Origin of the sequence: Kitasatospora sp. NPDC057595 (assembly GCF_042800875.1) — a bacterium.
In the GTDB taxonomy this organism is placed as follows: domain Bacteria; phylum Actinomycetota; class Actinomycetes; order Streptomycetales; family Streptomycetaceae; genus Kitasatospora.
The window spans coordinates 1-1,163 of record NZ_JBHVGL010000077.1; the positions used below are offsets into that span (position 1 = coordinate 1).

Here is a 1,163-nt window from a genome sequence, read left to right on the forward strand (position 1 = left end):
TTTAATGCGGGAATTGTTCGGTGTGTTGTAAAGCTCCGTGAAATAAAGACCTTGTGCAAATCTTTGTTGTAAACCCTGTGAATAAAGCTCTGCATAGTTTAAGTTTGGCATATGTCGTTACCTCCTATTATTTGAACGCTGCCGCCCAAGCTTCTAACTCGGATGACGGTTGTTTTTTATGTTCGCCGTTTGTAAATTTTGGCTGTGGTGTTTCTTCCTGCTGCTGTTCTTTGAAGTGCGGATATTTTTCTACAACCATTTGCATAGCTGCGTTCATATCCACTTCATCAGAAACATAGTTTTTGGCTAATGCGACTACATCCGGCACTGAATCAGCGTTTACACCCAATTTCATAGCTGAAATTTGTGCCTTTAATGATTCATTTTCGCTTGAAACGGTATTGTATTTGGTTTCATAATCTTTCAAGCTGTCGGCCATCTTCTCGGCTTCCGTTTTCTGCGATTCCTGCCACTCTTGAAACTTTGCAAGACCTTCTTTTGCAGACTTAAAGTCCTCAACGCCAAGCTGTTTCAAAAGCTTTTCTTGTGCTCTCTTCGTTTCTTTAGCAATCAGGTTGTTTACATCACTCTGCGGCAAAAGCTTTTCTTGTTGCTGTTGTGTTGGCTCTTGCTGTTGTGGTTCCTGTTGCTGATTTCCTTCCGGGTTAGCCGCCGGATCGGGGTTATTTGCTGCGCCTGCGTTCGGATCGCTCTGTTCAGCGAAGAACTGCAGATTTAGTCTTAAAAGTCTATCTCTCATGTTAAAACCTCCCGAATGGGTAAAATACTTCTGTTTTCTTTAACGCCCACTACAGATAAACGGGCAAGAAAAAAGAGCCTTACGATAGATAAACCGTTGGCTCTTCTTTCTTGTTTGCTTCTTCAATTTTCCGCAGTTCTAAACCCATGTTAAAAACAATGGCTTCCAATTCCTCAACCTTCTTTTCTAGCTTTTCGTGATCTTTTTTCAATACAAACATGCTGCACCGCCTTAATTGTATATTTGCTCGCGCTCTCGTCGCCGTGTACGCCCTGTTTCCTCTAGGAAGGCCCTTAGCCTTGCCTGACCGTCTAAAACCTTCCTGTGTGCCCGTTTCGCGCCAATTTCATCATTCATTTTTTCGAATGTGGCAAGCTCTCTTTTGTTGTTCCTTATATTGCGT

1 protein-coding gene is annotated in these 1,163 nt (G+C 42.6%); it reads right to left on the bottom strand.

From position 1 onward, the window contains the following. Nucleotides 1-127: 127 nt before the first annotated feature. Nucleotides 128-760 (bottom strand): hypothetical protein, encoded by a 633-nt coding sequence (locus ACFU9E_RS35580; RefSeq protein ID WP_377984103.1) that lies wholly within the window; start codon nucleotides 758-760, stop codon nucleotides 128-130. Between the last annotated feature and the right edge of the window lie 403 nt (nucleotides 761-1,163).

Excerpts from the sequence above, each read along its gene's own strand:
- ACFU9E_RS35580 (WP_377984103.1), bottom strand. The coding sequence starts at position 760 with ATGAGAGATAGACTTTTAAGACTAAATCTGCAGTTCTTCGCTGAACAG.